The sequence below is a fragment of the Lonsdalea britannica genome (assembly GCF_946477055.1).
GTDB lineage: Bacteria > Pseudomonadota > Gammaproteobacteria > Enterobacterales > Enterobacteriaceae > Lonsdalea > Lonsdalea britannica_A.
The window spans coordinates 1-8,240 of sequence record NZ_CAMKXG010000164.1 but is presented as its reverse complement, the minus strand read 5'-3'; the positions used below and the strand labels follow the sequence as shown (position 1 = coordinate 8,240).

The following is an 8,240-nucleotide window of genomic DNA, read 5'->3' as shown; positions in this document are numbered from 1 at the left end:
CCAAAGGTGTTAATACCTTCACCGTACATGATCTGGAATTCAGCCTGTTTGAACGGTGCGGCGACTTTGTTTTTCACCACTTTCACGCGGGTTTCACTCCCGACCACTTCGTCACCATCTTTGATAGCGCCGATGCGACGGATATCCAGTCGTACTGAGGCGTAGAATTTCAACGCGTTACCGCCGGTCGTCGTCTCAGGGTTACCAAACATCACACCGATCTTCATTCGGATCTGGTTGATGAAAATCAGCAGCGTACTGGACTGTTTCAAGTTGCCTGCCAGCTTACGCATTGCCTGACTCATCATTCGCGCGGCCAGCCCCATGTGAGAGTCGCCGATTTCACCTTCGATTTCCGCCTTCGGCGTCAATGCGGCTACGGAGTCAACGATAATGACATCCACAGCCCCAGAACGTGCCAGCGCGTCACAGATTTCCAGTGCCTGCTCGCCCGTATCCGGCTGGGAACACAGCAGATTGTCGATATCAACGCCCAGTTTCTTCGCGTAGATAGGATCCAGCGCATGCTCCGCATCAATAAAGGCACAGGTTTTTCCTTTACGCTGAGCAGCGGCAATCACCTGCAGCGTTAGTGTGGTTTTACCTGAGGATTCCGGCCCGTAGATTTCCACGATACGGCCCATAGGCAAACCGCCGACACCCAGCGCGATATCCAGGGACAGGGAACCTGTAGAGATAGTTTCAACATCCATTGAGCGATCTTCGCCCAAACGCATGATAGAACCTTTACCGAATTGCTTTTCGATTTGACCCAGTGCTGCTGCCAGTGCCTTTTGTTTGTTCTCATCAATAGCCATTTCTACTCCTGTCTCGCAGCACGAAGCTGCATCTGCGCTGTTGCTTGTTCATGATTCACCGAACGGGTGACGGACATTATACTGTACACTCATACAGCATCAAGGTTAATTTTGCAGAAAAGTATTCAGCAGCGTTTCCAGACCAAACTGAACGGCTTGTTGGCGGACACGATCGCGATCGCCGTCGAACTGCATTCTACGGACGAATCCGTTTTCATGTCTTGAGGCGAAACCAAACCACACGGTGCCGACCGGTTTATCAGCAGTTCCGCCGTCCGGGCCGGCGATACCACTGATGGCAACCGCATAATCCGCCCCTGCTTTATCCAGCGCGCCCGCGGCCATTTCTTCCACCACTTCGCCGCTGACAGCCCCATGTTGCGCCAGCGTTTCCGCCTTAACGCCGACCAAAACTTCTTTGGCGCGATTACTGTAGGTCACAAAGCCATAGTCAAACCAGGCGGAGCTCCCTGGAACATCGGTAATCGCCTTTGCCACCCAGCCCCCCGTGCAAGACTCCGTACAGGTCATGTGCGCGCCACGGGATTTCAATCGTTCACCAACCTGCTCACTCAACTGAAAAATATGATGTTCTGACATCGACTGACTCACTATAGTAATGAAGCTGTTACCCATCAGGGTAGCATTTCTCGCCTCAAAAAACGTGGCAAGTCCCGAAGTGCAAACCGATACGCAGCGAGGATGAGAAACGTAATAAACGCAGCAATAACATTCAGATCGCCGTCACCTTTTCACCGCCGGGATTCGACACACCGACAGAGCGATCCTGCGAGCGCGCATTCTGCGGTACACTCAGGAGTACCATTCTCTACAGCACCGTAGGGCGCCAGATAAAGGAGGGACGAACGTGTCATCAACGTTCTTACGCAATATGGGCGTGAAAGGTCCTAACGCCACCAGCTTCGGCAAATCGATTGTCATAGACAGACCCGCCGACATGTTATTCGACCTATGGCGTAAACCAGAAACACTGCCCGTTCTGATGAATCACTTTGCGCGAATAGAGATTCTGAACGCGACGGATTCTCTGTGGCGAGTCAAAGCGCCAATCGGACCAAGCATCGAATGGACGGCCCGCATCGTAGAAGAGCAACCGGGGAGTTTCATTCATTGGTGTTCTCTCGAAGGCGCCCGTATACCCAACGAGGGCAAATTGTCTTTTCAACCCGCGCCACAGGGAAGAGGCACTGAAGTCACACTGACGATCTATTTCGATGCGCCCGGTGGACTGCTGGGACGACAAATAGGTCAGATGTTCGCGCTGCTTTCTAAAGAAATGTTGAACAATACTCTTCAGCGTTTTAAAAAACTGGCAGAGCAAGAACCGACCCCGCCAGCCATTTCATCTTAAAAAACAGACAAAAAAATTCCCGCTCGAAAGCGGGAAAAATAACTACTCTCAGACAGGGATGAGTAACACAACATCAACAAGGGATGGCTCTAATCTATCAACCTGAATGTATAGAACTGTCATAGGTCGGTAAGGTTGATGGTGAGGATGTAAGGTGAATTTGGCATGTTACAAACTTTCTGATTTGACGCCGCCCTCTCCCCTGCCTCACAAAATAAGTTCTTCTGACGTAATCACTGATTCTCGATGTACCACGCAGCAAATAATGATGACCGCATTTATACCCTCAGGTTATTTAAAGCCAAATAACAATAATCATTCTCACTATAAGTTTTTATTCCTTAGGTCTGCGACTATCCTCATAAGAGCGATTTAACTATCACACACAAAGGAATAGAACATGACGAAAGTTGCATTGGTAACCGGTGCGGGTCAAGGCATCGGGGAATCTATCGCCCTTCGCTTGGTTAAAGACGGATTTGCCGTAGCTATTGTGGATTACAACAGTGAGAGCGCTAAAGCGGTAGCGCAGCGTATTAACGAAGCTGGCGGTAAAGCGATTGCGGTCACCGCCGACGTTTCTAACCGGGACCAGGTCTTCGCCGCCGTTGAAACAGCCAAGCAACAGCTGGGCGGCTTTGATGTAATCGTCAACAACGCGGGTATCGCGCCGAGCACGCCGATTGAAGAAATCACGCCGGAAATCGTTGATAAGGTCTACAACATCAATCTGAAAGGGGTGATTTGGGGGATTCAGGCTGCTGTCAAAGCATTCAAAGAACTGGGACACGGCGGCAAAATCATCAATGCCTGTTCACAGGCTGGCCATATCGGTAACCCTGAACTGGCGGTCTACAGCTCCAGTAAATTCGCCGTTCGTGGTTTGACGCAAACCGCAGCACGCGACCTGGCTCCGCTTGGCATTACCGTCAACGGTTTCTGCCCGGGCATCGTGAAAACGCCAATGTGGGATGAAATCGACCGCCAAATCTCCGAAGCCGCTGGCAAACCTAAAGGCTACGGCACCGAACAGTTCGCCAAACGCATTACGTTAGGCCGCCTGTCCGAACCGGAAGACGTGGCTGCTTGCGTCTCTTACTTGGCCAGCCCGGATTCTAACTATATGACCGGCCAGTCGCTGCTGATCGACGGCGGTATGGTATTTAGTTAATCAATAAACTCGTGATGGCAGTCTTTACCGCGCTGCCATTACCCACGTTCTCCCGACACTCAGTGAGTCAGACGGGAGAACGCATTTCTTCACCCCCCTCCTCTAAGCATTCCTGTTCATCACTCGCCGCTGATTGTTGATTTTTAATTGCTGGCCCCACGCTGAAAAATAGTTAGTTCAGGAACAATTGTTTTAGCTGATAAGCGCAACCGGTTATTGAATGCCGGGTAAAAGTCACTGAATTTACTATGAGTTTTTATTTAATTCGCCAGACGCTACCCTATTCATAATTGATTAATAAAATTTATTAAAGGGATAACAGATGACAAATAAAGTCGCGTTGGTCACAGGAGCGGGTCAAGGAATTGGTGAAGCTATCGCACTTCGTCTGGTGAAAGATGGATTCGCCGTCGCTATCGTCGACTACAACGGTGAAAGTGCCGAACAGGTCGCACAGAAAATCAATTCCGCTGGCGGTAAAGCCATTGCGATTACGGCGGATGTCTCCGACCGCGACCAAATCTTCGCCGCTGTCGAAACAACTGAACAGCAGCTGGGCGGTTTCGACGTCATCGTCAACAACGCCGGTATTGCACCGCGTGGCCCGATTGAAAACATGACGTCCGAGATCATCGACCGCGTTGTGGATATCAACATCAAAGGCGTTATCTGGGGAACCCAGGCGGCAGTCAAAGCGTTCAAAAAACTGGGTCACGGCGGCAAAATCGTCAATGCCTGTTCACAGGCAGGTCAGGTCGGCAACCCCGATATGTCCATCTACAGCGCCAGCAAGTTTGCCGTACGTGGACTGACACAAACCACCGCTCGCGACCTGGCGCCGCTAGGTATTAACGTTAACGCCTTTTGCCCGGGCATCGTCGTTACGCCGCTTTGGCAAGAGTTTGATCGCAAATTCTCTGCCGCCGCGGGTAAACCGGAAGGATATGGCACCGAGCAATTCACCAAGCAGATTGCGCTGGGCCGTCCGTCCACCCCGGAAGATGTGGCAGCATGCGTATCCTATCTCTGCGGACCTGACTCCGACTACATGACGGGTCAGTCATTGTTAATCGACGGTGGTATGGTCTTTAAGTAAGCGTCTGACCTGAGCCGCCAAGTCACGCGTTTCCCGCCGGATTGATCTGGTCTCTGGCGGGAAACCATTCCCCTGCCATCCCTCTCTGTATCCTTCTCTTTTGTTCGATTCCGCCCGCAATCATGCCGCTATAGCCCACCTATCAATTCGATAGAAATAACGGCCTCAAGCATAGGGTTAAAACAGGTAAAGTAATTCAGTCACGGAAAGTAACTATTTTGTTATTCCCGGGATGATAGACCTATACGTGGCAGCCCGGTCAGGCCTGAACAGAGGGAAGAGCGACACGCCCAGGGAAAGACAGAGCATCAGGCGGCAGTAGACCGTGGTTTGTCGGAAATCAGCACAACGGACTCGACGGCAATACACCCTTTATTGTTGAACATCGCAAGGAAGAAGAGGCAAATTATGAGCAATACACCCGCAACGCATCGTGGCGCCGGCTGGAAAAGAACGCTGGTCGCCGTATCATCACTTCTCGTGTTTCAGTCGGCCTTCGCCGATACCTTAACCCGCGACAATGGCGCACCGGTCGGTGATAACCAGAACTCGCAAACCGCCGGTCCCAACGGCCCGGTTCTTCTTCAGGACGTCCAACTGCTGCAGAAGCTGCAGCGTTTTGACCGCGAACGCATCCCGGAACGCGTGGTTCACGCCCGCGGAACCGGCGCGCATGGTCAGTTCACCGCGACAGACGATATTTCCGATCTCACCGTCGCCGATGTATTCAAAAAAGGCACGCACACGCCCGTCTTCGTTCGTTTTTCCAGCGTCGTGCATGGTAACCACTCCCCGGAAACGCTGCGTGACCCGCGCGGTTTCGCCACTAAATTCTATACCACACAAGGTAACTGGGATTTAGTCGGCAACAACTTCCCGACCTTCTTCATCCGAGACGCCATCAAGTTTCCCGACATGGTGCACGCTTTCAAACCGGACCCGCGCACCAATCAGGATAACGATGCCCGTCGCTTCGATTTCTTCTCTCACCTGCCGGAATCAACTCGTACGCTGACGTTGCTCTACTCCAACGAAGGCACGCCTGCAACTTACCGGAATATGGATGGTAACGGCGTTCATGCCTACAAACTGGTTAACGCCAAAGGTGAAGTTCACTACGTGAAATTCCATTGGAAAACGTTGCAGGGCGTGAAGAATCTGGATCCCAAACAGGTTGAAGAAGTGCAAGGCAAGGATTACAGCCACATGACCAATGATTTGGTCAGCGCTATCCAGCGCGGCGACTATCCGAAGTGGGATCTGTATGTTCAGGTGCTGAAGCCGGAAGATCTGCAAAAGTTTGACTTCAATCCGCTGGACGCCACCAAAATCTGGCCCGACGTCCCGGAACGCAAAATCGGACAGATGGTTCTAAACAAGAACCCGGATAACTTCTTCCAGGAAACCGAGCAGGTCGCGATGGCACCCGCGAATCTGGTTCCCGGCATCGAAGCATCCGAAGACAAACTGCTGCAGGGCCGACTGTTCGCTTACGCGGATACCCAACTGTACCGGGTAGGGACGACGGGGCTGAGCCTGCCGATCAACGCGCCTCTGAAAGCCGTCAATAATGGCAATCAGGACGGTACGCTGAATCACGGGCACACCCAGGATGAAGGTGTGAACTATCAGCCTAGCCGACTGCACCCGCGTGAAGAGCTGGTTTCCGCGCGTTACAGCCAAGCGCCGCTGAACGGGACGACACAGCAAAGCAAGATCCAGAAAGAGCAGAACTTTAAGCAAACGGGCGAACTGTACCGCTCTTATAGCGAAAAAGATCGCACCGATCTGGTCAATAGCCTGGGTTCAGCCTTGGGAACAGCAGATGTCGAAAGCAGAAATATCATGCTGTCTTACTTCTACAAAGCCGATCAGGACTATGGCTCACGACTGACGACGATCGCCAAAGGCGATTTGACGAAGGTGAAGAGTCTGGCCGCTAAACTGAGCGACTAATGATGCCCGGCCGCCCGCGGATCATCCCTGCGGGCGGTCACTCATTTCAGGGAATGCCGTCATGAAACGTCTGTTATCGCTCGTCACGGGCTTGTTTATGCTGATCGGCCTCGCACAGGCTCAACCGCCAGAAGACGCCGGTAAGGTGCAGTCGCAGTTAAACCATTATCTGTGGGATGCCGCCCGAAACGGCGAGCTGCCCATTATCACCGAATTCATCCACTCGGGTTACAACCTGAATGTGCAGGATGAAAAGGGATATACCGCCGTGATCCTCGCGGCCTATCACGGCCACGATGACGCCGTCGCGCTCATGCTAAAACACGGCGCCGATCCCTGTCTGAAAGACAAACGAGGCAATACCGCACTGATGGGCGCCGTATTCAAAGGCGAACTGCGTATCGCCAAACGGCTGCTTGCCGCTGAATGTAATCCGGACGAACGCAACAACGCCGGGCAGACGGCGGCCATGTATGCCGCATTATTCAAACGCACCGAGCTTCTTCACGATTTGCAGCGAAAAGGAGCCGATATGAGCACCAAAGATGCCATGGGCAATAGCGTAAACACACTTGAGCGCGGCGACGTGAAAGGACAATAACCGCTTCGCCCCCGGCGGCCCTACCGGCCGCTGCTTTCCTAAAACGCCATAACATTCAATCATATCATCGCGTTAATGCCTTCACGTTTGCGGCAAAAGCGCCCCTCATAAATCGACGTCTACGATAACGCTGATTTCATCAACCTCTGCAAACAGGCTCACGATTTTTCGTCTCAGAAGACTTTGACGCCGTCAAAAAGATTGCGTTACCGTACAGGCTTTCCCATCCACGTATTTGCAGGATGACGTCAACCTCTCCGATTGCGGCTATCCATGAATACGCACTTTGGAGCTATCGCCATGACGCTTGAGCCAGGCATCGCCGCACTCGTTCAGGACTTCATCAATGCAGGCCGCCCATCGGCAAGAAACCAATCTATTGACGATCGCAGAGCGGGATACATCGCCGGAGCCACTCTGTCCGGCGACACCGAAACACGCGTCAATGTAGAAGAACGGGAACTACAAGGGCTGAACCTACGTATCTACTCACCGCTTCAAGCGCCGTCACATACTCCCGCCATTGTTTATTATCACGGCGGCTGTTTCGTCAGTGGCGGATTTGCCACTCATGACAACACGCTTCGCCAGTTGGCTTTCCACAGTCAGTGTAGAATCATTGCCGTCCAGTATCGGCTAGCGCCTGAGCATCGTTATCCCGCCGCCCACGACGATGCTTTTCGGAGTTTCTGCGTCATTCAGGAACAGGCGGATGAGTTGCACGTCGATGCCGCCAATTTGGTCTTGATGGGGGATAGCGCGGGCGGTCATTTGGCTCTCATCACCGCATTGCGGGTGCGAGATCGCGGAGGCATTCAGCCTCGCGGACAGGTGCTGATTTACCCCATGTTGGATGCCACCGCCGTGAGTGACACGTACCAGACTAATGGCGACGATTTCATTATCACTCGCGATACCCTGCTCACCGGCTATGAGGCTTACTTTACGCCGTCTGAGTATGGTCATCCTGAAGCCAGCCCCTTGTGGCGGTCTGACCTGACCGACCTTCCCCAAACGCTGATTATTACCGCGGAGTACGACCCGCTGCGTGACGAGGGGGAACAGCTTTATCGTACGCTGGTGAACACGGGTGTGAATGTCCGGTGCAAACGCTATCTGGGCGTGATTCATGGATTTTTCCAGCTCGGCGGAATCAGCCAGGCGGCACAAGATGTCATGCAAGATATCGCTTCCGTCGTCGGGCAAATGGTGAGCCAGAAAAAGGA

At 52.7% G+C, this 8,240-nt stretch carries 8 protein-coding genes; 6 read left to right on the top strand and 2 right to left on the bottom strand.

Annotated features, from left to right (window positions below):
* Together recA and pncC are read right to left on the bottom strand one after the other, a co-directional pair.
* Positions 1-818 (bottom strand): recombinase RecA (recA, locus tag Q7O77_RS11665; RefSeq protein WP_304167299.1); only part of this gene is annotated, 818 nt, incomplete at its 3' end.
* 105 nt (positions 819-923) lie between these two features.
* The gene (pncC, locus tag Q7O77_RS11660; protein ID WP_304167296.1) at positions 924-1,418 is read right to left on the bottom strand and encodes a nicotinamide-nucleotide amidase; all 495 of its coding nucleotides are present in this window, start codon (positions 1,416-1,418) and stop codon (positions 924-926) included.
* Between the two features lie 292 nt (positions 1,419-1,710).
* Between pncC and Q7O77_RS11655 the strand changes: the two genes are divergently transcribed.
* From Q7O77_RS11655 to Q7O77_RS11630, 6 genes are all read left to right on the top strand, one after another.
* Positions 1,711-2,190: an SRPBCC family protein gene (locus Q7O77_RS11655; RefSeq protein ID WP_304167309.1), complete on the top strand. Its 480-nt coding sequence runs from the start codon at positions 1,711-1,713 to the stop codon at positions 2,188-2,190.
* Positions 2,191-2,590: 400 nt separating this feature from the next.
* Positions 2,591-3,361 (top strand): (S)-acetoin forming diacetyl reductase, encoded by a 771-nt coding sequence (locus tag Q7O77_RS11650; RefSeq protein WP_304167294.1) that lies wholly within the window; start codon positions 2,591-2,593, stop codon positions 3,359-3,361.
* Between the two features lie 322 nt (positions 3,362-3,683).
* Positions 3,684-4,457: a (S)-acetoin forming diacetyl reductase gene (locus Q7O77_RS11645; protein WP_094118606.1), complete on the top strand. Its 774-nt coding sequence runs from the start codon at positions 3,684-3,686 to the stop codon at positions 4,455-4,457.
* Positions 4,458-4,865: 408 nt separating this feature from the next.
* Positions 4,866-6,413, top strand: a complete 1,548-nt coding sequence (locus tag Q7O77_RS11640) for a catalase (protein WP_304167290.1) — start codon at positions 4,866-4,868, stop codon at positions 6,411-6,413.
* 97 nt (positions 6,414-6,510) lie between these two features.
* The gene (locus Q7O77_RS11635) at positions 6,511-7,014 is read left to right on the top strand and encodes an ankyrin repeat domain-containing protein (protein WP_304167306.1); all 504 of its coding nucleotides are present in this window, start codon (positions 6,511-6,513) and stop codon (positions 7,012-7,014) included.
* Positions 7,015-7,314: 300 nt separating this feature from the next.
* The coding region (locus Q7O77_RS11630) for an alpha/beta hydrolase (protein WP_304167303.1) at positions 7,315-8,240 on the top strand (926 nt) is incomplete at its 3' end.